Consider the following 25,511-nt stretch of genomic DNA (forward strand, 5'->3'; position numbering starts at 1 on the left):
AATTTGGTTTACTAGGATTTGACCAACATACCGGTACCATTCAACAAGGCGAGAAACTGAAGTTCTTTGAATATGTGATTAACTATATGAATGAACATGATTTGGTTCATATGTTGTGGGATAACGGTCAACATATCGACCGAAACAACTACCAATGGTTTGATACTGAATTAAGAGACATGCTAAAAGCAAGTATCGCTGGTCGTTCGGCAACGGCTAATCAAGACTATCTTTATTTTGATTTAAATAAAGACGTGACTGCGCGGACACTAGCATTAGAACTAAATGGGCGAACCCTTCAACGTGTTGTCTACAACGACACGACACTAAATGATGGAGACGCGTTTACGCTTGTTGATGCAACCTTGACCTTTACTCAATCCTTCCTTGACTCGATCGTTGATCGATCAACCATTGGCCATCAAGGCACGTTGACGCTTCAATTTGATGAAGGGGCTGATTGGACGGTGGACCTTTTCGTATCAGGAAAAGTCACCTTGAAAAATCATACTGCTCCTATTCAAGACTTTGCCATTCCAGTCAACTATCAAGGGAATCAATTAATTACCTTAGAAGCTTTCTATAGCGATGGTTCTGGACCAGCTGGTCCACAAAACTGGACAACATTTAAAGAGTTCGGTTATGTCTTTTCACCAGACTATGAAGATGATGTACTCACGCTCATTTATGATGAGTGGAACAACATCAGTCGGCTTTTTAACGAGGTTGAAGCAAATAAAGAAGTGACCCTTCGTCTTCATTTCTTAAACGGCGAGACCATTGATTACTTCGTCACACATGACGGCACAACGGTCACCGGTGAAACAAAAGAAGCATCACCACCGGTCACTGATCCTGATGATCCATCAACTGACCCGGAAGAAGATGAAGAAGACACGAACGATGATCAAACAAATACAGATGATGACTCAGCTACAGTGTTAGATAAACAGATCGAAGCATTTAAATCTAACGGGACATTAACCGTAACTCTGACCGATACTTCATCACTCGTGTTATCCAAAGAACACGTCCAAAAGCTACAAGAAAAAAATGCCGTGATCAAAGTCGTCACAAAAGATGTGACAGTATCGATTCACTCAAAAGACTTATCTGGTGAGAGTGTGATTGCTATCTCAAAAACGACCGCATTTACACCTGTCTATAGCGATCAAGCTGTGAGTCCCATCTATACGTTTAGTGTGACGTCAAGCGGTAAGGAAGTTACGGCATTTGATCACCCTGTGACATTAGCCTTTAATATCGATGAGACAGAGACGGATGCTTTATCGATTTATTATTTTAATGAAGAGACCCAAACCTGGGAAGATGTTGGTGGATCATACCGTGATGGCTACGTTATAACAACCGTTAACCACTTTAGTACATTTGCGGTGTACAATGATGCCACGTTTACGACAGGTGAGGATACATCAACCGATGACGATGACAAGACGTCAACACACCCTGACGATACAAACGACACGCCAAGTGCAGAAAATGGAGACGCACTGCCACATACGGCCTCTCACATCTTTAACTTATTAGTCATTGGCGGATTACTTATCGTCATGAGTATCGGGTACATGATTTATAAAAAACGGCAGACTTACCATTGTTAACGCCATAGCTTTAAACCTTTATTCATTTAAAAAAGCGTACGGATCTGTATAAAAGCAGATCCGTACGCTTTTATTATTCCCATGCCTCATAGATGAAACATCTTTTTATTTAGAAGGAGATACTTTTACTAATCGATAGGGCTGCTTGCTTTTTTTAAGTACTTCTTGTTGCAATGTTTACGAGAGCGGATTATCACTTGAGCGGTCACGATAAAGTACATGTAAAAATTTCACCACATCATCTTCTCGTTCCTTATTAATGGCAGGCTTTAATTTAGCCTATTGAACAATTCTACGCATAGACTGTTTGTTTAAAAAACAAAAACGTCTGGAGTCTCTTTCACAATAGCATAAGCTAATTCAGCTGTTTTTATCCGATACAATGTGCCGAATTTCCTTATGCTTTTATACTCGCGGTGAAGTTCTTTTAAACATTCAGCTTTAGATATTTTTTGACTTGTTTTTGTAACATGCCTGCCTCTTAGTCATAGGATAACCTTAACAACGCCAAACGATGTCGTTTTAAAAATTTGATGTCAGGCAGTTTAAGTTTTTAACTTAAATTGTTTCACTTCACAATCTAGCCCATATGCAAGCGTTAAGACGATCAAACACATACACACGAAAAAAGAGCACGTTGACTGTTGCTACACAGTTCCGCGCTCTTTATTTATCGATACATATTTCTTAACATCCACATTGTTGCGTGGCGGTTTAATTAACTCAGTCTCCAACTATCATGATATTACACTTACGATCACGTACTCTATTTTGGTCCCAGTCGATAAAATATATATACCCGACAGAACCGATAAGCAATGTTTTATCTTTTAAGACAAAGTTTTCACTAGAGCCAAATAGCGTCGCTCGAAGATGCGCATCCGCATTTAATATTGTCGCTTCATCCGTCGGATAATCAGGATCATCCAAACCGTGAAGAAAATCAACATGGGCTTGTCCTGGATAGAGATAATCTGACTCTGTTAGTTGTCGCGGAATCAGTTTATTTAATATTCGGTTAAGATCGACTTGAATGTACTCATCACCATTAAAGTCGGTATCATGAACGTATTCTTCAAAAACAACGGAACATGTTGTATGTGGTGAAGAAACCACACAAATACCATGAGTGATTTGACTTTTTTCGACTATTTTTCGAATTTGATTTGTAATGTTGTGATATGTGACACGTGTACCATTTGATGTGAGTATCAGTTGGTCGTAATAAGTTGCCATAGTTTCCCTACTTTCTATCCGTTTTTGTTGCGTCTGTGACGGCTTGTAACATATCTCTTACCATCACACTTGGATTATCAGCTAACACGATACCACTCGTGCATCCCGTACCATCTGCACCTTTTGCGATTGTATGATAGACGTCTTCTGGTGTGGTAATCCCTGCCGCTTGCATAACAAGAATATCTGAAGAAATCGCCCGAATTTCTTCATTCGTTTTCTCGATGTAGCTAGCATCACTGGTTTGTCCGGTTCCAATTAATTCTGTTGGTTCACATAAGATGATATCGGGTGCTAACATGGCGATGGCTTTCGCTTCTTTAACAGAGTCAGCACATACAATCGTTGTTATGCCAACTGCTTTTGCTTTATCGATGGAAGCAACAAGTTGAGAAAGGGTTAATGGATGTTCAGCATGGTTTAGCATCACCGCCGATACCCCTGCTTCTTTTAAACTATCCCCCGTTACAAATCCCATCCCTCGTCCTAAATGAATCCCATCCATATGTTGGGCTGTGATGATAAGATTGTTTGTTTGATCAGCTAAGGCTTTTAAATCAACATACTGCGCAGTAAAATACACATCAAAATCAGCTGCTTCTGCATACCGGTCGGCAGCAATAGCTAATTCATATGCATGTTTGCCGGTTAAATACGACTTTGGGTTGATCATAAAAAATGGTCGACTCTTCGTTGAATGTTTCATAGTATCATCCTTCAGTTCTATTGGTTGTGTTTCAAATACATGATAATAGTGGGTTAATACCTCTTTAAACCCTCGTTCGAGATTATCTCTTAACGCCATATAATGTGGTGTTTGTGTTTGTGCTTCTTTATGCGCCGCCACTATTAAATCTGTAAAAATATTTATTTTACGCATTCCTTCTCTTGCGCAGCGCTTTAAATTCTCATCCCCTGTCGAACTACCGCCGTGTAACACAAGGGGCACCGACAGTTCCTTATCGATTTCATTTAATCGTTCAAAGTTAATCTCAGGTTTACCTGTATACTCACCGTGGGCCGTTCCAATGGAGATGGCTAATGAGTCGATGCCCGTAGATTGGCTAAAGGCTTTTGCTTCACTTAACGTCGTATACTGTGATTGATCATTATCTTCCCCTTCATATGAAACGGTATTAGAGCCGACATGACCAATTTCCCCTTCGACAACAACCCCGTGTGAATGAGCATATTCAACAATCGACTTCGTTACCTGAACATTGTCTTCAAAAGATAACGATGAGCCATCAATCATAACCGATGTAAAACCTAAGCGAATCGCTTCTTTTATAAAGGTGGGATCCGAGCCGTGATCTAAATGTAAAACGATAGGCACGCTTACTTTTTCTGCATAGTGTTTACCAATCCAGGCCGCTTCTTCTAAACCAAGGTAATCTTGATGCGACTCAGCATACGCTAAAATTAATGGTAAACCTAACGATTCGGCTGTTTCTGTATAAACTTTAGCCGTTAGTGCATCAATAAAGTTTGTCGCTGGAATCGCAAAGTTCTTCTTATCTGCGATATGAAATAATTCTGTTGAACTGACTAGCATACTACTTCCCTCCAATAGTTAAGAAGAACCGACACAAGATGTGTCGATTCAACTGTAAAATTAGCTCAATTGACGTTTAATCTCATCATAAACTTGATCAGCACCAATGCCTGTCAGAAGCGGGACGCCGTTTATTACTTTACTTTTAATTTTGTCTGGAACAACCGTTGTGGTGACAATCGCATCGTAATCATCAATTTTATTCATCTCATCTGCCACTTTTGATTGATACAACGTGACCTCTTTGTCTAACCCATGATCTTTTAACCAATCTTTAATTTTACCTGTCACGACCGTTGACGTTGCGACACCTGTCCCGCACATTATTAGTAATTTTTTCATCATGACGCCTCCTCTTTCACCTGTGAACGATTGGGTCTTACCTTATTGACATAAAACAGTCCAAAAACAGTGATGATACCGATGATGCCAATACCAATCCAACCTAAATGGTCGGATGCGAGCACATACATTAACGTTGTCCATAGACCGCCTTCTGCCATCGCCGTAATACTTGAGTTACCTGCCATATCAAAGTTTGAAGCGATTGCCGCATCTGTAACTAATGGCGCAACCCATGACGTAATATAAAGGATGGATGCCATATAAAACGTGCCACCGACAACAGTACGAATAATATTTCCACCAAATACCGCTGCCATTAACGCTACCACAAATGGAATCGTCGCCAAATCACCAAATGGGAGCGTACTGTTACCTGGCAAGATGATGCTAACGCAATCGTAATCGGGACAAGTAAGAGGGAAGAAGATAAGACAGCTGGGTGCCCTACTGATAAAGCTGAGTCCATCCCGATATAAAGCTCTCTTCCTGGGAATCTTTTTCTAACAAATTCTGTTGCGGATTCAGAGATTGGTGTTAACCCTTCCATTAACAGTGACACCATTCTTGGCATCAAAATCATAACAGCGGCTGTTGAAACGCCTAATTCACCCACACCACCAACATCATAACCAGCTAAGACACCGATGACTAAACCGATGATTAAACCCATCACCGTCGTATCACCAAAAACACCAAATTTCTTTTGAATGGATTCTGGGTCTGCTTCTAATTTATTAAAACCAGGAATACGGTCAAACAACCAGTTCATCGGCACCGCAAAGAGAAACCCTGGCGCCGATGTCCCGTGAGGAAACGTAATGTTTGGGAAGCCATAAAACTTATTAATAATCGGACCAATTACATCGCCTAGTAAAATGATCATCATGAAGTAGACCGCGGTTGTAAAGAGACCTAAGGCAAAGTTATCGGTAATGACATACACAAGTGAAGCAACAAAAGCCGCATGCCAGAAATTCCAAATGTCTACGTTTAACGTTTTTGTTAGACCAAACACTAATAGAACAATATTAATGATAATACCAACAGGAATAGATAAACTTCCTAGAATCGTCCCGTAAGAGATCGCTGCAGCTGCTGGCCACCCAACATCAATGGTCGTTAAACTTAGGCCAAAGCGTTCGACCATTGTTTGAGCTGCTGGTCCAAGTGAATTACCTAGCAAGCCAATAACAAGGTTTAGACCGACAAAACCAATCCCTACTTTTAAACCTGATATAAACGCTTTTCCAGGTCTGGCTCCTAGAATCAGACCAAAAGCAAAAATAAGAATAGGTAAGACGACAGTTGCCCCTAAATCAACAAACCACTGTAGTGCATTTAACATAAAAATTCCTCCCTCACTAAATTAGGTTTTCCGTTCGAATAATGGTTAAATAGTCTTCTTTATTCGTGCAAGAAAGTAACGCTTCTAAGACGGTTTGTTTCTGAATCAAATCCATTAATTTTCTTAATATATCCAACTGTTCATGCGCTTCTTTTAGACCGAGCATAAACACAAGACGCACCGGGACGCTCTTCTCGGAACCATCCATCGCTTGAAATGCCACGGGTTCTTTTAGCGACATAAAGCCGATTTGTGATTGTTTTACTTTGTCACTATCGGTATGCGGAATGGCAATACCAATATTATTGACAATCAAACCCGTTGGAAAATCTTGTTCACGATTAATCACACCATCAATAAACTGATCGGTTACTAAGTCTTTGTCTTTAAAACATTGCGCTAAAGCTTTTAAGACCGCTTCTTTTGAAGACATATTTTCTTGTTGTAGGATGATAATTTCCTTATCAAATAACATATTATTACTCCAATCTATACAGGCGTATTTTCATTTATAAACATCAGCAAGTCACTAGTATCCGTCATCGACACTATGTGTTCGACATAGGATTTTTTCTCAATTAATTGGTACAGCTCAGCAAACACATCTTTAATCTCATTAATATCTTTTTCAGCTACGCCAATAAAAATAATGAGCTGTACTTTGTTTGATCCCCACTGAATCTTATGTGTCAATGAGACAATGGAGATAAACGATTGTCTCATTGTATGACTTGATGCGTGAGGTATCGCGACGCCAGTGTACAAGCTTGTTTCCCCCATTGCTTCTCGTTCGTAAAGCGATTGTCTAAATTCGCCAGTGACTAATCCTCGTTGATACGCTTCTTCTGAGAAAAAGTCGAGGACTTGGTCTTTTGTCTTAAACGCTTTATGAAGAAAAATATTATCTTTTATTAAATACTTTTCAAGCTTTGTTTCTGATTTAGTTAGCTTCGGTTTAAGAACCAACTTACTTTGACTCATCTCATCATATTGTTTTTTGATACACATCATCTCCGACTCTGTGACTAACGGTGAGACATAAATCACTGGTTGCTTTTCATAGGTCAGTGGTACAGACGAAATGATTAAATCTACTTCATCTAGATTATTTTGATAAAAATCTGAGAGTGAGATTGTTTCTATCATATTTGTCGCAGGTAACGCGTGTTTAATTCTGTTGTAAATTAACTCTGAGGTGGCTAAAGCTTTCTCGCACACAATCAAGATTTTGTTCATTGGAATCTTTTTTTCTATGGATACTTGAAAATGAATAGTAAGAAAAGAAATATCATGATCGTTTAATTGAATATCATAAGTTTCTTCTATATCATTCATTAAGTACCACACAATATTAAATAACACACTGTATTGACGCTTAATACTTTCAAGTAACGGATTTGTTAAGGTTATGCCTAATTTTAAGCGGTAAATCATCGTTGTCATATGGGCAATCAACACATGAAACAAATGCGAATCATGTTGTAAGTCTACTTCCAACATATGACTCATTTTTTTAATCAACTGTTTAACAATCTCCACATTTTCTGGATGGGCTTGTTGCATTTCGAGTACGGGTTTAATGTCATGAGCAAATAATAAACTTGATAAATACTCAATATCATGCTTTTCTAACACTAAACCAAGCGTATGATGCATCCATTCCGAAAGTTCTACCGCAATCAAATACGACTCCATATACGTCACATTCTCAATAAAACTTGTTTTTTCTTTGTCGTGTGACAGCCAATATAAAGGCGTTGAACATAAATCAATAAACTAATATAGAGCGAGTCTTTGTAATAATCACTTAAAGGTCTACCCGCTTTGGCGATCAGATTGCCATAGACTTGATGAACAAATTGAATGACCGTTGGATTAAAAAACTGCTCAGCCAAATCCTCTAAAATAGACATACGTTTCACTACATCTACTAATGGTGCATCATCCAATAGTGAAAAAATATAACGTTTTAAAACATGTTGAATATCTTTCTCTTCTCCTCTATGGCGTGTGCCAAAATGGTCTGAAATTAATTGAACATCTTTGCCAGTCAAAAACGTTTGAATCTCTTCCATATCTTTTCTTAGTGAACTAGCACTGACGACATAGTCTGCTGATAATTGTTCGTAGGTCATCTGTTCATTTTGTAAAAACAATCGTTTGACAATCTCACGCTGTCTTTCTTCAGGTGAAAAAGATAAATGACGGGGGGATAATTGTTCAATGAGCTTCTTCTCAAAAATTTCTTTTGCTTGAGCTGAACCTTTTAAGAGCAAGCCCTTTCTAGGCATCTTTTCGATACAAGTTGTCCCATCCATTGCACCATTTAAAAACGCAACATCATCGTAAATCGTTTTTGTAGAAACGGATAATTGGTTACTAAAAAAATTAGCCGGCCGGTAATCTAATTCTTCTGCTAACAACTTATAAAGATGAAATCTTCGCGCATCTGTTTTATTCATATCCATGTCCCCTTTACCTTTTACACTTTCATTATAGTAAACGCTTTCTTTTTCAACCATGACATCTTTCTTCCACATTAATGTGGAACAGCTTAACTTCTATCTATTTAATCGGCTTATGGAAAAGTTACATCACATTTATACTATTGATAATCGTCATATAACTCAACACACTGTTGATATTATACCGCTATGCAGATAAAGCGGGTACATATTTTTCATTTCTTTATTTTTCCAATAAAAAAACCGTAAAAAGTGATTGATTCACCTCTTACAGTTACATTTCTTTAGTATTTAATTGGTTACTGTTAGTGACATTTCTCTTATTTTTAAAGCAAGTACCGCATTGACACTCACCACGAAAAAGGGAATAAGAAACCATGCACTCATCACGACTAAAAACATCATGATTGTATTTAATAAAAGAAATAATACCATCACCTTTGGCCGTTTAATCGTATCCTGTAAAGAAGACACTAACTGTTTCTTTAAGGGCATTGTTTGATTGACAATATCCGCAAAAAAGTTAAAAGTCCAGACAAAAAAGATGATACCGATAAACAATAATACCCATCCAATTACAGAATGTAACGGGTTTAGCACGTAGTAATCCAAACTAAGTAACAACCACATAGCACTGAAAAAAGCACTTGGCTTTAAGCTAAGCATATAATGTTCCTTTAATGCCATCAAATAGGTTTTTACTAACTTCATTGAATCTGGACTCTTTAACAACTTGTTTAAAACGACAAACATCGCTTGAAAGGACGGAAAAAGTAAACTCGTTCCTAATATAAAGAGCACACCAACATGCCAGACTGAAAGAGCCTCAGCTGCGATAGTGTTGATCAGCTGTAACCAAAATGGCAACGTCATAACAAAAAAGAGAAAATTCAAAAAGGCTAGATTGACAAACCAATCGGTGACGACGTATAACCCTGACATAAATGCACTTTTTCCTTCCATCCTTATTCTCCTTCAACTTCATTATTTTCAAAATGAAACGCTAACTTTCCTGTTCTTTGATGAATGACAATGGGCTTAGCATACATCGGGTCTTCATGAGGGTAGTCTTCACGGTAATGGGCTCCGCGACTCTCTTTTCTCATGAGCATTGCCTGAATCAATACTTCACCAAGCTGTAAATAATTATTTGCTTTTAAGTATAGCTTCCGTAGCTGTTTATGTTCAAGAAATACTTCGGGATTGATCTGGTGCGTTAATGCATGTAAGCGATCAAGTACAGCCATTAAGTCTTGCTCGTTTCTTACAACATTCGCATGATACCAAAGTAATTCTTTAATTTCAGATATTATTTGGTTCAGTTTTGTATCATCTAATAATCTTTTTGACTTATTAGATACGTTATTTCTCAAGACGTCATGAATATGCTCCAGCACAGACTGATCCGTCACTGAATATTGAGAAGTATGCCCTATATAATGATGACAATGATTTGCTGCCCGCTTTCCAAAAACCATGCTGGCACCGGTTGAATTGCCTCCTAGACGATTAGCACCTTCTACATTTGCTGACAGTTCACCTATTGCGTATAATCCTTCTACCTCTGTTTGACCATTTACATCAATGCACACACCACCATTACTCGCATGAGCGAACGGGCTAATCTTAATCGGATCTTTTACTAAATCAATATCACGCTCTTTCAACCAATCTAAATAAGTAGTATAAAACTCTGTTTTATTCTCATACAACGCAGTATCAAACAGCAATCTGAGACCGTTTTCATTATTATGTTTAACGATAGACTTCATCATTAAGATATCAAATGTTCGAGAATCCAATGTATGAGTAAAAGGCCCGTGCGTACTTCTGATCGCAAGTATGTCTTTTATTTCTTTTTCTGTTAACTGCGACTCTGAAAACAACGATTGATTATTCTCATCAACAACATCTAAACAATAATTGAGCGTATGTTCGCCAAATAGCGTTTTATATTTTGGTTGCGTCATCCCGGGAATAAACTGAATAAACTCCATGTTCACTAAAGAGGCTCCCGCACCAAGGGCAAGAATATGACCCGAACCGTCGACATCTACTGGGTTGAGGTTATGTTTGTAGATATTACCAAAGCCACCGGTCGCTAAAATCACCGCTTTTGTTTCTACGTAAATATAGTCATTATTCTGATCTAGCATCACAGCTCCAACAATACGACCGTCTTGTTTATACAACGAAAAAACGGTTGTTTTCTCATGCAGTGTAAGCCATGGATACTCTTCTAAAATCTCCCGCATATTTTTACGAATCTTATTCCAATCTTTTAATAAATAAATCCGTCGTTGATGTTCAGCAAAACACGCCTTTCTTACGCCTGATAATGGCGTCGCATCAATACCAATCGTCTCATATTCATTAACGGCTGATTCAATTTCGTTGACGTATACTTTAGCAATCTCTTCTTGATGCATACCGCGACTCATCACGTCAATATCTTTTAAAAATACAGCCACATCTTCTTTACCATTGGTCACTTGTGTACCTAAGGACGCTTTAAGCGGATAAAAACTTGAACCTGAGGCGAGTTGAGTTTTTGTTACAAGAGCCACACGATGGCCGTTATCCAACAACGTTTTAGTTGCTCTTACACCAGCAATACCAGCACCAACGACTAATACGTCGACTGTTTCTCTTTTCATAGATACACCTCGCTTTCTCATACATTAATAGAGCTTTCCAAGTACAGCATCTGACGTTAACCGTTTATTATCGGTCGATTCTTTGTTCGTTCGTCTTAAATATTCTGTATACAAAATATCGATGATTAACAGTTGTGAAATCTTTGCTGAAAGACTCCCACCGTGAAGGGGGATTCATTTGCGCCACACAAGAGCGATATATCGGCATAATTAGTTAAAGGCGATTTCGCAAAGCGGGTGATCGCAATAACTTTTGCCCCTCTCTCACTCGCAATCCGCGCATTTTCATTTGTGTCAATGGTTGAACCTGAGTAAGAAAAGAATATCGCTAAGTCTTGTTCATCTAGTAGCGATGTCGTCATAATTTGCAAGTGAGGGTCTGTAATGCAGCGGGTTTTCTTAGTAATTCTCAAAAATTTATTATTGGCATCTAAAGCGGTTAGTTGTGATGAACCTACACCAAAAAAATAAATGTTTTTAGCGTTAATCATTAGGTCAATTGTTTCTAAATACAGCTCTTTTTCAATCAGTTGATAAGTTTCAGTCAAGGCATGACTGTTACTTGTCAGTATCTTCTGAGCCACATCTTCAAATGAATCGTCTAATGATATTTCATCGGTCAACTCTGTCTGATTTTGATCTGTATGCAGTGTGTGCGCTAAAATAATTTTAAGTTCTTGATAGCCTTTTAATCCCATACTTTTACAAAAGCGAAAGACACTTGACTCACCAATATGACACGCATCAGCGACATCGGTAATCGACATATATACGACTTCACTCGGATGTTTTAAAATATAGTCGGCGACCTTTTTTTCTGCTTTAGTAAACGATGTATACTGGGTTTTAATTTTCGACATAAACTCCGCCACAAAACCACCTCTTCTTGACTTATTTTTCTTTGATTAGCTGTGCACCTACCCCTAACATACCTGCCTTATTCCCTAACATTGCCGGGATGATGTCAATTGGGTGTAAGCTCTTATGGATGTTCTTATTCAGGACTTGGTTGATTTTATCTATAATAAAGGATTGTTCCATCAATCCTCCTCCAAGTACTATTGTACGTGGATTAAATATGTTTATCAAGGACCAAAGTCCTGCACTTACTTCCACAATCCACTGATCAAAGACGTGTTGAACGGCTTGATTCCCTTCGTGGTATACGTTCATGAGTGCCTTGCCATTTGTGATAGTTTGATTGACCGCTTGAGCTTGTCTTATTAAAGCCGATACACTCGCATACTGTTCATAACAGCCATCTAACCCACAAGCGCAACGTAAGCCGTTGACATGTGTAATCATGTGGCCGAATTCTCCGGCAACCTGTGACGACCCTCGGTGTAACTCTCCATTTAAATAAATAGCCCCACCGATGCCCGTACCGTAAGTTAAACATAGAAAATCTTTTTTTCCAGTCACTGAACCGAAAGCCGCTTCACCTAGTGCGGCAGCATTAACATCATTCTCCACAATGACCGGCACACTATAGACTGACTGCAACCTGTCTTTAATCCTCACCCCAGTATAATGAGGAATGTTCTCGTTGGCGTATTTAATGACGCCTTCGACCTCATCAACCTGACCTGCCGTACTAATGCCAATCCCATCAATCGGCAAGTAATCTTCGATTACACGTATGAGCTTCTCAATAATGGCTTGTCCACCTTGAGCACTTTCCGTTGGATAGCTATTCTCACTAAGAAATTGCCCTGCTTCATTAATCACGCCTATTTTAACGGAAGTCCCTCCGATATCCGCAACAAAATATCGCACCACTTTCCCTCCCTTCTTACCTAAACATTAGTGATGCAGCGATTGCACCTGTGTTTTGGCGACAAACCGCTTCGTAATTTCCATCGGTCGGGTGATAGCTGTGCCTACAACAACTGCATGTGCCCCAAGCATAAGCGCTGTTTCAACATCATCCGTTTCCCATACGCCACCTTCTAAAATGACAGGAATATCACAATGGTTAATCATTTGACCTAGTAAATCAAAATTCGGTAGTGACTCTCCTTTTGTATAAGCGGTATAACCATTTAATGTTGTACTCACACAATCAAATCCAATCGATTCAGCAAAAACCGCTTCTTCAAACGTGGAACAATCCGCCATAAATAGTTGGTCGGGAAAGGCTTGTTTTAACTCTTTAAACAATTCAGCTAACGTCTTACCATCGGGGCGATCCCTTTTTGTCGCATCCAAGGCGATCATATCCACCCCTTCATCAACCAAGGCTTTTACTTCTTTAAACGTTGGCGTAATAAATACATCACAAGAATCGTACACGTTTTTAATAATACCGATAATCGGTAAATCGACCGTTTGTTTCATTTCTTTAATATCTGCTACACTATTGGCGCGAATACCTTTCGCTCCTCCAAGCATCGCTGCATATGCCATCTTCCCCATAATAAACGGGCTATGTAATGGCTCTTCAGGTAATGCCTGACACGATACGACTAAGTGGCCTTTAATTTTTTCTAAGATCGTTGACTGCATCTCACTCTCTCCTTACGTCATATTATTCTTTTACTGCACCGGCTGAGATTCCTTTTGTAAAGTAACTTTGGAAGAAACCAAAGACAAGTAACATTGGAATGGCCGCAACAACCGCCCCTGCCATCTTATAGGCAAAGTTTGGATTTAAGTCTTGCATTAAAGTCGCAATCCCGACTTGTAATGTCTTCACATCACTTTCTTGACCAATAACTAATTGCCATAGATAATCATTCCAGACTTGAACGAAGTTTAAAATGAATAAAGCACCAATACCTGGTTTCACAATCGGTAACATAATCTTATAAAAGACGGTAAATTCGTTCGCGCCATCCATTCGTGAGGCTTCACGCAACGAATCAGGAATCTGATCAAAGAATCCTTTCAACATAAACACACCAAAAGCTATCGCCACGTTTGGCCAAATCATCCCGTTTAATGAGTTCACCCAGCCCATTTGATCAATGATTCTAAATAGCGGGACAATAATAATTTCTTTTGGAATCATCAAGCTAGAAATAAAGATGATAAAGATGAGTTTTCTACCTTTAAAGCGTAACTTTGAGAAGCATAAGCCGCAAGTGAACTCACAATAATCAGAGACAGTGTGGATACAAGTGACACCGTTAAACTATTAAAGGCCCATCTAAAAGCGGTTGATTATTAAATAAATCAACATAGTTATCTAAGGTAAAACTGGTTGGGAACCAATCGGGTGGCATCTTTACAACATCTGAACTATATTTAAATGAGCTTGTTAATAACCAGTAAAGAGGAAATAAACTAAGTAATGCGAAAAAGGACACAATCACATTAGAAATAATATCATACGGTCCTTTTTTTATTTTTTTCTCCGTTGCCATAATTGTTAACCCCCTTAATCTTCTTTAAGCATTGAGCGCAGGTATGGTAAAGAAATCAGTAATGCTGTTAGAAGCATAATCACACCTACCGCAGAAGCTAAACCTAAGCGGTTGTATTTGAATGCATTATTGTAGAGGAAATACATTAACGTTGTGGAAGAGTTATTGGGTCCACCACCGGTAAGTAATTGGATAACGACAAAGATTTTAAGTACATTAATAATATTTAAGATCGTAATGTAAATGGTTGTTGAGCGAATACTTGGAATAAGAATTTTAAAAATCACTTGAATACGATTCGCCCCGTCTACTTCGGCCGCTTCAAATAAATCCTTTGGTACACCAATCATAGACGCCACATATAAGATAATCGCTTGCCCGACATTACCAGCGAACGTGACAAAGATAATCACGGGTAGCACGGTTTTTGAGTTACCTAAGAGATTAATATGTCCCATACCGAGTTCACGGGTAAGATAAGGAATTAAACCGTTGGCTGGATTTAATAAGAAACTCCAAATCATACTCATAACAACCATCGATACCATAACTGGAACGTAGTAGCTTCCCCGTATAACTGACACGTAGCGTGCATTTTTATCAAAAATCGCCGATGCAACAAACAGTGAGAAAATAACCGTTAGGGCCACAATGGCCACAACAAAAATGACAGTATTGATTAATGACTTGGTAAACACTGGATCAGCAAACAACTGTTGATAATTATCAAATCCGATGAACGTTTCCTTTCCGTATGACACATTATAGAAACTTAGACGTAAACCTTCAAAAATCGGATAGACTAAAAAAACTAGAAATAATAGGATTTGCGGGGCAATAAACAGATAGCCCGTGATATGGTCTTTCATCGATTCCAACCGTTTCATTTTTATCCCTCTCTTTCTTTTAAGGAGTTGAGTCCATGGACTCAACTCCTTTCAACTTCATTATTCTGAGTAAATAACAGAATCTGCTTTTGCGTTATTAATAACCTCATTACCTTTCTCTTGATAACTTGCCGCTGCTTCTTCTGGTGTTTTCTCACCAGTGTAAAGGGCTTGAAGTTCAGGATAAAGGACTTGACGTAATTCGTTATATCCAGGTACGTTACCTGAGAAGTTGAACAAGTATTGAGCATTTTGTTCATAAGCTTCAAATTTAGGATTCTCACTCGCATATTCACTTGCTACAGATGAACGCACAGGAATACCGTTTGTTTGAGCTACGACGAGTTCAGGATCTGATGAATAGAACTTAACGAAGTCTTTTGCTACTTCCATACGTGTGGCATCACCCGTGTCAAAAACAGCTGATCCAGTGACATAAGTAAATTCTAACGCGCCACCATCTGCGGACGGAATATTAGCTAAACGCATATCAAATGTTGGCGAAACATCGTTTGCCATATCATTTTTAATGTTGTTAAAGAGAATCGCGTTCGTAAAGTTCACACCAATTTGTTGGTTTTGGAACATCGCTAAAGCATCATTAGATGATACAGACTCTGGTCCAGGATTTGATAATTCTTCTTCCTTGATCTTTTTTAACCATTCCATCGCTTTGATACCGCTTTCATCATTGAGTACGATATTACCATCTTCATCAAAGAAGTCGTTACCGAACATTCTTAGATAAGACAGATTCCACGTATCCCCTTGATTATTTAAAGCAAATAATGACATTGGGAATGCATTAGAGTAGTCATCGGTTGGTAAATCATCGCGTAAGGTATACAGGATATTTTCAAATTCTTCTAATGTCCATGTGGCGATCTCATCTTCACCCGCAATAAAATCATCTAATCCTGCAGCACGGAACATATCAGCATTGTACGATAACGTTCCTGGGTTACTTGAGAATGGATAGAAGTAAATATCATCGCCAAAGCTCACAACATCCCAGTACGATTCAGCGATATCTGATTTTGCTTCATCATCAATCATATCCGTAATTGGTGCAATCGCGCCACGGTGAACATAATCACCCATCGCAAAGGTACTTTCAAAGAAAACATCTGGTGGTGTTCCACCATTCAGGTTAACGTTTAGTAACTCATCACGTTGATCAGAAGCAATCACTTCAATCTCAACATTCACATTATGTTTATCATATTCTTCTTCGAAACGTTCAGCCGCATGTTTAAAGAAACTATCATAATCTGCGCCTTCTTCGTCTGAACTTACAACGCCTTTCCATTGAGGTGTTAACCATAGTGAAATCGTCACTTCATCGCTTGACTCTCCGCCATTACCTTCAGTATCATCCCCACCACATGCTGTTAACATAACAGACAACAATACTAAACTTAAGAACATTAAACCTAATTTTTTCATCTTCATTCAGCTCCTTATGCCTTATTTAGTAAATGTATCAATTGCTTGATCAATCCGGTCTTTAATAGATGTAATCTTACTTACTTCGTCTGGTTTAATGGCTTTTAGTGGTGCCCGCACCGAGCCCACGTTAACCCCACGTTGTCGTAAAATTTCTTTAATCACCGCGTACATATGTCCGTTTTGAGACACAAGTAACTGGATAATGTTGTTGATTTCTTGTTGGATTTTTTGAGCAAGGTGTAAATTGCCATCTGTAAATGCCTTATCAGCAGCTAAAAATAACTCTGGCATAGCCGCATACGTACCACCAATACCACCTGTTGCGCCAATCGCACGACCGGCAATAAACTGCTCATCTGGTCCGTTGAAAACGAGAAAGTCTTCCCCACCAACGTATTTAAACCGTTCAATATCCATTGTCGACATCGATGAATTTTTCACACCGACAACTTTAGGATTTTTGATTAATTCACCTAATACTTTTTCGGTTAAATGATACCCCGTTAGTTGCGGGATATTGTACACAATAAACGGTAACGACGTTGTCTTTACAATATCCAACCAATAAGACATAACTGACTCATCCGGTAAGATAAAGTAAATCGGTGGAATCGCAGATAAAGCGTCATACCCTAATGCCTCTGCATACTTCGCTAACTCGATACTATCTCGCGTAGAAGGTGCTCCAACGTGAGCGATCAATGTTAGTTTTCCTTTGAGACGTTCTGCAACGATTCTTAATGTTTCTTTGCGTTCATCTAAATTCTGATAAATACATTCACCAGAACTGCCCCCGACATACAGTCCTTTGACTTCTTTTTGATAAAGATAATCGGCTAAAGCGATCGTACGTTCTTCAGACACATGACCCTCATCGTCGTAACAAGCATAGAATGCGGGAAATACTCCTTTAAATTGATTGACGTCCAATTCCAACCCCTCTTTCGTTTTTGTATTCGCTTACATTGTCAATTTATCATAGAATATCCACATTGTAAATAGTTTTCTTTTTTATTTTAAATTAAAAAATTTTCTTTAATCAGTGTTTTCTCGTCTAATTAATGCATATAATTTCTCTGTTAAGCTTTCCTTGTATCAATAAACCAAAGCATTAAGAACATAAAAAACGCTATTGACTAATCTTATTAAGATTAATCAATAGCGGTATAACCTCACACCTTATAGACGTGTGTGCTCTTTATAATGACTTATTTATATATTACGGCTTAATATAACTTGCCCCGTGATGTTGTTGATCACTTAAATAAACAACACCTGATGGCACAGTATCAATGCCTTCCACAAGATCCGTTTGACTGATGCCTTTATTCGTTAATGACACCAGACACGCTTTCACTTTCACTTCTTTATTTAACACATGTTTAAGTCGATCACTTACTTCACTCGTTTTGACTAACCCACTAATTGCCGGTCCATTCACTAACAAAATCACTTCTTCGCTGGCATAGTCGACCATGTTGTTGACATTATTAAGCGCCAATTGCCACTTATCAGATTCATCAAGATGAAAAATTACCCGTCGCATCGTTCATTCCTCCCTAAATAACACATGTTGTCTTATTTCTGTGTCTGAGCTTCTTTACTTTCATTGTAACGTGACTCCCCATAAAATGCGACTGATACCATTCGTTCTTCTAAAGGAGGATGTTCATTTGATTATCTATCAGCTATAATTTTAAGAAAGCACTTCCATTTTAAAAGATACGACGTTGATACATGTCAGACAAATAATATGAAGGAGTTATCACGGTGAATACACGCATACAACCTACCTTACAGTTTAAGGAACAAACACAACATGGGAACAAAGGTTTTCCGCTGCAATTGTATCAAAATATTACCCATTACGAAAAGGGACTCATCTTTCATAATCATTGGCATGATGAAGCGGAGTTGTTTTATGTAAAAGAAGGAGACATTGATTTAGTCATAAATGAAGTCTCGTTCGTCGCAAAAGAACAGACGATCGTTTTAATTCCACCCAACATTATTCATGGCGCCTACCTTTCGAGTAATAAAAAATGCCAGTTCTCATCTATTGTGTTTCATCCAGATTTTATCGCAAGTAAGCGCGATGATAAAATTCAAACAACTCAATTAGAACCTTTTTTAAATCAGACGTTTCTTCCCTCGTATGTCATCAATCAAGACGATCATAATAGCCAAGCCCTTATACATTTGTTACATGCATTTGAAAAAAGCTATCAAAACAGACGGAACTATGCTGAAACAGAAATGAAAGGTTATCTTTTTTTGATGTTATATCAGATCCTCGAAGGCAGACCATTAGGTGACATAGGAATCGTACCTAATGATGTAAATGAAGAAAGAAAAAAGAACATTCTCACCTTTATAAGTGCGCACTATCAAGATGACATTAACTTAGAGACAATGGCAAAGGTCTTATCCTTAAGTAAGGAACAATTTTGCCGATTTTTCAAACAATCGTTTCATTCCACACCGATGCAATATGTCACACAATTCCGTTTAAAACGGGCAATGGAACAGCTTAAATACACTGATTCTCCTATTATTGATATTGCTTTAGACGTCGGTTTTGACAGTAGTAATTACTTTTCGATTGTCTTTAAAAAAGTGACCGGCATAACGCCAACACACTATCGTAAAATGACACGATCGTCATACTATTTGACATGATAATAAAGGATATAACACCGTCTACTCTCTATAATTTACATTAATAACAATAAGAGGAGGCGTCCTATGTCAGTTTTCACAAAAGGACCAGAATATTTAGAGTACCATCATGCCGGTGAAACGTTACGTATTATGAGCTGGGGAGAGAATAGTTTCAGAGTCGTGTCCGTTCCAAATGGCCCGTTAGATTTAAAAAGCAGCGCCCTACTTCCACAAGCATCAACCGCCACCATTGAGATCCAAGAGGATGTCGCTACCATAACTAATGGTAATATTTCTGCGACGATTGACACGAGAGGCTGGAACAGTGCGGCTGTTGTTACTTTCTATAATGATAAGAAAGAGCCGATTTTAAGAGAAATAAACGGTGGAGGCGCGCTTGTTCGTAAAGCCCGTTTCTTTAAAGCGCATATTGGTGGTGATTTCCGCTTAAAAGCCACATTTGAAGCTAATCCAAATGAAAAAATATACGGGATGGGACAGTATCAACAAGACCTACTAGATTTAAAAGGATGTAATATCGAATTAGCCCACCGCAACTCTCAAGCTTCTATTCCTTTTTATGTCTCTAATCTTGGTTATGGCTTCTTTTGGCATAACCCAGCGATTGGCAGCGTGTCGTTTGGTAACAATACAACGGAATGGCGTGCTGACAGTACAAAGCAATTAGATTATTGGCTGACCGTTGGAGATACCCCAGCAAAGATCGAAGAACAATATAGTGCTGTTACAGGGCGCACGCCGATGATGCCTGAATATGGATTAGGATTCTGGCAATGTAAATTACGGTATCATAATCAAGCGCAAGTCCTCGAGATTGCTAGAGAATACCACCGTCGCAACATTCCTGTCGATGTTTTTGTCATCGATTATTACCACTGGCCACGTTGCGGAGATTTCCGATTCGATGAAGCGTCCTTTCCAGATCCTAAAGCGATGGTAGATGAATTACGTTCATACGGGATGGAAGTCATGGTCTCTATTTGGCCACAAATAGATTGGCGTAGTGAAAACTTCCAAGATATGCACCAAAAAGGACTCTTAGTCCAAACAGACCGTGGCCTTAACGTTCAAATGAGTTTTCATGGCAACAATGTGTTTTATGATGCGACGAATCCAGAAGCAAGAAAATATGTGTGGGAAAAATGCCACGAGCATTACGGCAAACATGGGATTAAATTGTTTTGGTTAGATGAAGCCGAACCTGAATTTTCAACCTATGATTTTGATAATTATCGGTATTATGAAGGAAGCGTGCTGCAACAAGGAAATATCTATCCTAGAGAATACGCCAGAGGTTTTTATGAAGGACAACAAAGTAATGGACAATCCGACATCGTGAACTTGGTGCGATGTGCATGGGCTGGTAGTCAACAATACGGTACGTTAGTTTGGTCCGGTGATATTCACTCAACCTACCAAGACTTCCGCAACCAAATTGTCGCAGGACTCCATATGGGCTTGTCGGGTATTCCGTGGTGGACGACCGACATTGGTGGTTTCCACGGTGGCAATATTTACGACAAGGATTTTCAAAACTTGCTTATTCGCTGGTTCCAATTCGGGACATTTTGTCCGGTCATGCGTATACATGGCAGTCGCATGCCACATGAAGAGCTATTTAAAGCCGACGGTGAACCGACAGAATGGACAGGCGCACCGAATGAGGTTTGGAGTTACGGCGAAGAGAATTATCAGATTATGAAAAAATTCATTGCTATACGCGAGGACATGCGTGATTATACAAGACAACTCATGAAAGAAGCCCATAAAGTAGGCGCACCCGTGATACGTCCCATGTTTTATGAGTTTCCTGAAGAGAAAGAAGCATGGGATTTAGACACGCAATATATGTACGGTCCGGACATTTTAGTCGCCCCAATAGTAGAAGCGTATGCGACTGAGCGTCACGTATTCTTACCAAAGGGAGCTGTATGGACAGACGCACAAACGGGTCAAGTATTTGAAGGTGGTCAGTGGCAAAAGGTAATCGCAAGTATAGACACGATCCCTATCTTCTTAAGAGACGGTAAACAACCTTATCTTATCGGTAAAATTTAATGTGACGACTGTTTAAGCTTTTGCTAATAACTAAGTCAATCACTTAGTCGTCAGCTCAATTTAATATAACCGACTAGAAGAACCTTGCCTGTTCATTTGGCAAGCTTCTTTTCGTTAGTCTTTCTTAATGACGAAATGGACAAGTGAAAGTCCACGACTGTTCACCGAACGATTTTTAAAGAAGCATGTCATCAAAAATAAGGCTCGGGGCACCGTTTCTCCCATGCCCCGAGCCTTATTAAACGTATCACTTTCCTTTTAGTACACCGATGACTTTTCCGTTAATCTTCACATCCGCACTGTCCATTAAAATGGGTTCATACGCATGATTCTCTGATTGGAGAATCACTTGCGAGCCATTGGGTTATAACGTTTCATAGTTGCCTCATCATCAATCACCGCAATCACAATGTCACCTGTTTCAGCTGTTTGTTGACGATGAACAATGACCGTATCGTCTGGGTCAACTTTTTCATTTGATGACAGAGGGAAAAGCATACTGTGTCAAGATACAAGTATGCGTATGATACAATGATGATTAAACAGAAACGATTAGGCGACGTTTACAGCCATCACTCTATCAGGCTGAAGCGACAATTTAAAACGTCACCGATTAAATACATAGGGGGAAGAAACGATGCATTATGATGTGATTGTGATTGGTGCCGGGTCCGTTGGTATGGCGGCAGGGTACTATTTAGCTAAAAGTGGAAAGAATGTCTTATTAATCGATGCGTTTGATCCACCGCACCAATCTGGTAGTCACCACGGTGAGACAAGAATAATACGCTATGCTTATGGTGAGGGGGCTGAATATGTACCTTTAGTGCTTGAAGCAAAAAAACTTTGGGAGGATTTAGCAGAAGCGTCTGATAGGAAGATCTTTATGCAGACAGGGGTATTAAATGTAGGAGAGCCTGATTCTGACTTTATTCGATCGACGATTTCAAGTGCCAATGATTATGCGTTACCACTAGAAGTGATGAGGCTGAGACGATTCAACGGCGCTGGCCTGGTCTTACGATTCCCAAGTATTTTACCGGTTGCTATGAACCAACATCTGGGGTGTTAGCCTGTGAAGAAGCTATTACAGCTTACCGAGAACTGGCAGAACGACACGGAGCGACTCTTCTTCCGAATAGTAAGGTCAGTGATATATCAGTAAAAGAGCACCAGGTCACGGTTAAAACCGATGAAGTCACCTGTCAGGCAAATGCCTTAATTGTTTCAGCTGGTGCTTGGTCGAATGAGGTCCTTGAAAGGCTAGATTTAGAGCTTCCTTTGACACCGGTAAGAAAGACGTTTGCCTGGTTTGATGCGGATGAAGAACAATACAACCACCAGGCGTTTCCTGCCTTTTCATTCGATACTGACGCTGGCATGTATTATGGCTTCCCGAGTATCAACCAAGCAGGGTTAAAGTTAGGTAGACATGACGGAGGCGAATCAATAGATCCGAACCAATCAATACAGCCCTTTGGTGAGAAACTAGAAGATCAAACCGACTTAACACAATTTTTACATCAGTATTTCCCAAATGTTCATGAACTCAACTACGGAAAAACGTGTATGTATACACAGACACCTGATGAAAAATTCATTATTGATCTCCACCCTAGCTATAGCCATGTTGCTATTGCGGCCGGATTCTCTGGACATGGATTTAAATTTAGTAGTGCGGTTGGTAAAGCTTTAAGCGATCTATTAATCTCTGGTAAAGCAAACGTCGATCTGTCCCCGTTTGCGATTAACCGGTTTAACTAATCTTTCACTAAGGATCATGGTCGTTTTAATCGACGTCGCGAAAGAAAGAACAGGCACTTTCTCTCTCAGCGCACTTAAACTCATTCCTGAATGCATTGTCTTTAAATTTAGCAGAGCAATTGAAAATGCACCCACGGCTAACGCTTCTTGTGAAACAAATGGTTCGCGTAAAATACATTCTGTTTTTAGTGTTTTAAATGCTGCTTCTGCGACGACATTACGATGAGGTGTGCTTTTTGCTGAGAGAGAACGTTTGATCTAATGCTTAATCCATTCCCCCTATTTTTATAATAGATTTCTCTATCGGCGACGAATCCACTTATCAAAGGCTGATGACACTACCTCAAACGCTTTAATAATCTCGTTTCTAGTTTTTCCGGCTAAGAATCGTTTGACGACTTGTTCTTCAAATGCTTTCGAGAACGATTGGCGTGCTCTTGTTCCATGGGTAGCCTCTCCCTCGAGTGATGAGCCTCATAGGTTTAATTAACCTCAGCGAAACTGTCTAGTATAGCGTCGTCTATCCACTGCTTAGTTCATTAATATATTTCCCAAAAAATCATCAGTTACTTTATATTCCTTTGGTCTTTGTTTAACTACTTTAACATATCGCTCGTTTTCTAAATGGCTCATTATTTGATTTATCGTTTTAGGGCGAGAAGACACCTTCCTCAAGTGCGTTAGCACTAGGTGGGTGATGAATCGCTTCTTTTTGAATATTTTTGAAGTGACAAACATATATTCCGCGTGGTATAATTAAAGCATTAACAATGATCATCACAAAACAAAGAGAGGGTGGGCATCATGGGCATGAAGGCCATTTTTTCAAATCGCTTATATAAGCATACGATCGACGCTGATTTTGTTATGTCCATGGATCACACCCTCCGGGTGTTTAATCAAGCCAAACATTTTCGGTATCAAGCGGAGGTCCGTGAGCTTAGGGGCTCGAAAGCGAAAAGTTCCGTCTCCATCCATCAACGGTTAAAGCAACGTTACGGATTAAATGATTATTATGCGAACAGCGCTGTTCAAGAAGGACGGGCGCTTCTATCCGCGCAAAGAGAATTGAAGAACATGTACATGCGTAATAAAAAAGAACAAATCAACGCCGTTAAAAGAAAAATAAAAGCGACGAAGGCGCGCTTGACGACACTTCAAAAAATAAAAGGCTCTTTTGTCAAAGAAACACCGATGTTCAATAAGACATCACGTGAACAACAAAAAGGGGCCTTTTTTGTTGTGACATATAAGCGCTACACACGCTTATTTTACTGCGCCTATGATTTTGAACATCAACACCTTGATGTTGAAATCAAATATCTAAAGTCTCGCTTGGGCCAATTGAACTTTAAGAAAGATCGATATGAAAAACAATTGATTCAATTGACAAACAAAGTGACGGGTGTGTGTTTCGGGAGTAAGAAACTCGCGCGCGGCCGGTTAACGCAAAAGTCTTATCACGCTCATCCTGAGCGTTGGCAGAAAGATTGGGCAGCAGCACGTTACGGTAAGACGACCATTTCTGGGCGCAAAGATGCCAAATCAGGTAACTTTGTCTTTCATTATCACCCAGAGATGCATGCCCTTACCTTCAAGACAATTGATCAATGTGTGATTAATCTCTCTAACGTTGTTTTTCCTTATGGCCAAGACCATGTCAATCGTGCCATTCAGACACAAATGAACCTGAAAGATAAGAAGAAGTACGGGAAGTCGATTGGATGGTCGCTTGAGGACCATGGTGACTACTATATCGTTAAATGCTTCATTGATGTACCGGCTTCACCCTATTTGAATACCTCAACATCAACGGGTATGGTTGGTGTTGATTTGAATGTGAATCATCTCGCTGTCGCCAATGTCAACGACATTGGTCAATGTGTGGATACCTTTACTCTCCCGTTTAACTTAGAGGGTAAAACGAGTGGACAGACAACGAAAATAATAGAAGCAGAGGTCATGGCCCTCGTTGACTATGCCGTTAAACATCATAAACCACTCGCCATTGAAAGATTGGATACAACGCGGTCCAAGGTGTCGCGTCCTTATGGACATAGGAACGCCAATCGGAAAATGAG

At 39.3% G+C, this 25,511-nt stretch carries 24 protein-coding genes and 1 pseudogene; 6 read left to right on the forward strand and 19 right to left on the reverse strand.

Features of this window, described 5'->3' with window-relative positions:
* Window positions 1-86 precede the first annotated feature (86 nt).
* The gene (locus JCM19043_RS12165; protein WP_062322853.1) at window positions 87-1,622 is read left to right on the forward strand and encodes a X2-like carbohydrate binding domain-containing protein; all 1,536 of its coding nucleotides are present in this window, start codon (window positions 87-89) and stop codon (window positions 1,620-1,622) included.
* Window positions 1,623-2,345: 723 nt separating this feature from the next.
* On the opposite strand, the gene JCM19043_RS12170 is transcribed toward JCM19043_RS12165, so the two are convergent.
* The 18 genes and pseudogenes from JCM19043_RS12170 to JCM19043_RS12250 all read right to left on the reverse strand — a co-directional run bounded on the left by JCM19043_RS12170 (window position 2,346) and on the right by JCM19043_RS12250 (window position 18,472).
* Window positions 2,346-2,858 carry a YjbQ family protein gene (locus JCM19043_RS12170; protein WP_062322855.1) on the reverse strand — a complete coding sequence of 171 codons (513 nt, stop codon included), beginning with the start codon at window positions 2,856-2,858 and terminating at the stop codon, window positions 2,346-2,348.
* Window positions 2,859-2,865: 7 nt separating this feature from the next.
* Window positions 2,866-4,413: a ketose-bisphosphate aldolase gene (locus JCM19043_RS17770; protein ID WP_231631536.1), complete on the reverse strand. Its 1,548-nt coding sequence runs from the start codon at window positions 4,411-4,413 to the stop codon at window positions 2,866-2,868.
* Between the two features lie 60 nt (window positions 4,414-4,473).
* Window positions 4,474-4,755, reverse strand: a complete 282-nt coding sequence (locus JCM19043_RS12180) for a PTS sugar transporter subunit IIB (RefSeq protein ID WP_062322857.1) — start codon at window positions 4,753-4,755, stop codon at window positions 4,474-4,476.
* Window positions 4,755-6,103, reverse strand: a pseudogene (locus JCM19043_RS12185) (PTS galactitol transporter subunit IIC). Before JCM19043_RS12185 ends, JCM19043_RS12180 begins: the two are co-directional and overlap by 1 nt.
* Window positions 6,104-6,119: 16 nt before the next feature.
* Window positions 6,120-6,578: a PTS sugar transporter subunit IIA gene (locus JCM19043_RS12190; protein ID WP_062322859.1), complete on the reverse strand. Its 459-nt coding sequence runs from the start codon at window positions 6,576-6,578 to the stop codon at window positions 6,120-6,122.
* Between the two features lie 14 nt (window positions 6,579-6,592).
* A complete protein-coding gene (locus JCM19043_RS12195) occupies window positions 6,593-7,798 on the reverse strand; it encodes a transcription antiterminator (protein WP_062322861.1) in 1,206 nt (401 codons plus the stop codon).
* A 5-nt stretch (window positions 7,799-7,803) separates the two neighbouring features.
* Window positions 7,804-8,565 (reverse strand): helix-turn-helix domain-containing protein, encoded by a 762-nt coding sequence (locus JCM19043_RS12200; protein ID WP_197274808.1) that lies wholly within the window; start codon window positions 8,563-8,565, stop codon window positions 7,804-7,806.
* A gap of 294 nt (window positions 8,566-8,859) precedes the next feature.
* The gene (locus JCM19043_RS12205; protein ID WP_062322865.1) at window positions 8,860-9,531 is read right to left on the reverse strand and encodes a DUF624 domain-containing protein; all 672 of its coding nucleotides are present in this window, start codon (window positions 9,529-9,531) and stop codon (window positions 8,860-8,862) included.
* Window positions 9,532-9,533: 2 nt separating this feature from the next.
* Window positions 9,534-11,225 (reverse strand): FAD-binding protein, encoded by a 1,692-nt coding sequence (locus JCM19043_RS12210; protein ID WP_231631537.1) that lies wholly within the window; start codon window positions 11,223-11,225, stop codon window positions 9,534-9,536.
* A gap of 125 nt (window positions 11,226-11,350) precedes the next feature.
* Entirely contained in the window at window positions 11,351-12,097 is a 747-nt protein-coding gene (locus tag JCM19043_RS12215) for a MurR/RpiR family transcriptional regulator (protein ID WP_231631538.1), read from the reverse strand.
* A gap of 19 nt (window positions 12,098-12,116) precedes the next feature.
* Window positions 12,117-13,001, reverse strand: coding sequence for an ROK family protein (locus JCM19043_RS12220; RefSeq protein WP_062322869.1), 885 nt, complete (start codon window positions 12,999-13,001; stop codon window positions 12,117-12,119).
* 27 nt (window positions 13,002-13,028) lie between these two features.
* Window positions 13,029-13,730, reverse strand: a complete 702-nt coding sequence (locus JCM19043_RS12225) for an N-acetylmannosamine-6-phosphate 2-epimerase (protein WP_062322871.1) — start codon at window positions 13,728-13,730, stop codon at window positions 13,029-13,031.
* A 22-nt stretch (window positions 13,731-13,752) separates the two neighbouring features.
* Entirely contained in the window at window positions 13,753-14,235 is a 483-nt protein-coding gene (locus tag JCM19043_RS17775) for a carbohydrate ABC transporter permease (protein ID WP_231631539.1), read from the reverse strand.
* Between the two features lie 118 nt (window positions 14,236-14,353).
* A complete protein-coding gene (locus JCM19043_RS17780; protein ID WP_231631540.1) occupies window positions 14,354-14,590 on the reverse strand; it encodes a hypothetical protein in 237 nt (78 codons plus the stop codon).
* Between the two features lie 14 nt (window positions 14,591-14,604).
* Window positions 14,605-15,477, reverse strand: a complete 873-nt coding sequence (locus JCM19043_RS12235; protein ID WP_062322873.1) for a carbohydrate ABC transporter permease — start codon at window positions 15,475-15,477, stop codon at window positions 14,605-14,607.
* A gap of 60 nt (window positions 15,478-15,537) precedes the next feature.
* Window positions 15,538-16,923 (reverse strand): ABC transporter substrate-binding protein, encoded by a 1,386-nt coding sequence (locus tag JCM19043_RS12240; protein WP_231631541.1) that lies wholly within the window; start codon window positions 16,921-16,923, stop codon window positions 15,538-15,540.
* A gap of 21 nt (window positions 16,924-16,944) precedes the next feature.
* Window positions 16,945-17,856 (reverse strand): dihydrodipicolinate synthase family protein, encoded by a 912-nt coding sequence (locus JCM19043_RS12245; RefSeq protein ID WP_062322876.1) that lies wholly within the window; start codon window positions 17,854-17,856, stop codon window positions 16,945-16,947.
* Window positions 17,857-18,145: 289 nt separating this feature from the next.
* On the reverse strand, window positions 18,146-18,472 hold the full coding sequence (locus JCM19043_RS12250) for a DsrE family protein (protein WP_062322878.1): 327 nt from the start codon (window positions 18,470-18,472) through the stop codon (window positions 18,146-18,148).
* A 224-nt stretch (window positions 18,473-18,696) separates the two neighbouring features.
* On the opposite strand from JCM19043_RS12250, the gene JCM19043_RS12255 reads away from it, so the two are divergent.
* Both JCM19043_RS12255 and JCM19043_RS12260 read left to right on the forward strand, forming a co-directional pair.
* Complete coding sequence (locus tag JCM19043_RS12255) at window positions 18,697-19,605, forward strand: AraC family transcriptional regulator (protein ID WP_062322880.1); 909 nt, start codon at window positions 18,697-18,699, stop codon at window positions 19,603-19,605.
* 66 nt (window positions 19,606-19,671) lie between these two features.
* On the forward strand, window positions 19,672-21,666 hold the full coding sequence (locus JCM19043_RS12260; RefSeq protein ID WP_062322882.1) for a TIM-barrel domain-containing protein: 1,995 nt from the start codon (window positions 19,672-19,674) through the stop codon (window positions 21,664-21,666).
* Between the two features lie 345 nt (window positions 21,667-22,011).
* Here the strand turns inward: JCM19043_RS12260 and JCM19043_RS17785 are convergent, their stop codons facing one another.
* A complete protein-coding gene (locus tag JCM19043_RS17785; RefSeq protein ID WP_231631542.1) occupies window positions 22,012-22,164 on the reverse strand; it encodes a LexA family transcriptional regulator in 153 nt (50 codons plus the stop codon).
* A gap of 139 nt (window positions 22,165-22,303) precedes the next feature.
* On the opposite strand from JCM19043_RS17785, the gene JCM19043_RS18995 reads away from it, so the two are divergent.
* From JCM19043_RS18995 to JCM19043_RS12270, 3 genes are all read left to right on the forward strand, one after another.
* Window positions 22,304-22,738: an FAD-dependent oxidoreductase gene (locus tag JCM19043_RS18995; RefSeq protein WP_369813865.1), complete on the forward strand. Its 435-nt coding sequence runs from the start codon at window positions 22,304-22,306 to the stop codon at window positions 22,736-22,738.
* Window positions 22,690-23,430, forward strand: a complete 741-nt coding sequence (gene solA / locus JCM19043_RS12265; RefSeq protein ID WP_369813866.1) for an N-methyl-L-tryptophan oxidase — start codon at window positions 22,690-22,692, stop codon at window positions 23,428-23,430. Before JCM19043_RS18995 ends, solA begins: the two co-directional genes overlap by 49 nt.
* 804 nt (window positions 23,431-24,234) lie before the next feature.
* The coding region (locus JCM19043_RS12270; RefSeq protein WP_062322884.1) for a hypothetical protein at window positions 24,235-25,511 on the forward strand (1,277 nt) is incomplete at its 3' end.

It is taken from the genome of Halolactibacillus sp. JCM 19043, assembly GCF_001310395.1.
Taxonomy (GTDB): domain Bacteria; phylum Bacillota; class Bacilli; order Bacillales; family Amphibacillaceae; genus Halolactibacillus; species Halolactibacillus miurensis.